The organism is Bacillus cereus group sp. N11 (genome assembly GCF_016483605.1).
Classification (GTDB): Bacteria; Bacillota; Bacilli; order Bacillales; family Bacillaceae_G; genus Bacillus_A; species Bacillus_A toyonensis.
Map to the genome: position 1 here is coordinate 1 of NZ_JAEHBN010000047.1, position 1,058 is coordinate 1,058.

Here is a 1,058-nt window from a genome sequence, read left to right on the forward strand (position 1 = left end):
TACAAGTATGAAGTAAAAGAACAACCAGTAGATGGATATAAATCCGAAGTAAAAGGTTATGACATTACAAATACAAAGGTAGCGCAAACAATAGTAGAAGGAACGAAGACGTGGAAAGATGGAAATGCGACAAACCGTCCGACAACGATCAAAGTAGACCTACTACAAAATGGGAAAGTAATTGATACAAAAGAAGTGAGCGCAGCGGGCGAATGGAAATATGCGTTTACAGATTTAGCGGCATATGATGCCGAAGGAAATGCATATAAGTATGAAGTAAAAGAACAACCGGTGGATGGATATAAATCCGAAGTAAAAGGTTATGACATTACAAATACAAAAGTGGCACAAACAAAAGTAGAAGGAACGAAAACGTGGAAAGACGGAAATGCGACAAACCGTCCAACAACAATCAAAGTAGACTTACTACAAAATGGTAAAGTAGTAGATACAAAAGAAGTAACAGCGGCAACAGAATGGAAGTATACGTTTGAAAAGCTACAAGCATACGATGCGAATGGAGTAGCGTACAAGTATGAAGTGAAAGAACAGCCGGTAGCCGGATATAAATCAGAGGTAAAAGGTTATGACATTACGAATACAAAAGTAGCGAAATTAACAGTAGAAGGAACAAAAACGTGGAACGATAACAACGCAACAGATCGTCCAAGCTCGATTAAAGTAGACTTACTACAAAACGGTAAAGTAGTAGATACAAAAGAAGCAACAGCGGCAACAAACTGGAAATATGCATTTGCGGATGTAGAAGCATATGACACAAATGGAGTAGCATACAAGTACGAAGTGAAGGAACAGCCAGTAGCGGGATACCAATCTGACGTACACGGTTATGACATCACAAATACAAAAGTAGGCGAAACAAAAGTAGAAGGAACGAAAACATGGAAAGACGATAACAACGCAACAGATCGTCCAAGCTCGATCAAAGTAGACTTACTACAAAACGGTAAAGTAGTAGATACAAAAGAAGTAACAGCGGCAACAGAATGGAAGTATACGTTTGAAAAGCTACAAGCATACGATGCGAATGGAGTAGC

The 1,058-nt window shown here is 38.9% G+C and carries 1 protein-coding gene; it reads left to right on the forward strand.

The features are described from left to right. Window positions 1–1,058 (forward strand): Cna B-type domain-containing protein (locus tag JDS98_RS29565; RefSeq protein WP_206773805.1); only part of this gene is annotated, 1,058 nt, incomplete at both ends.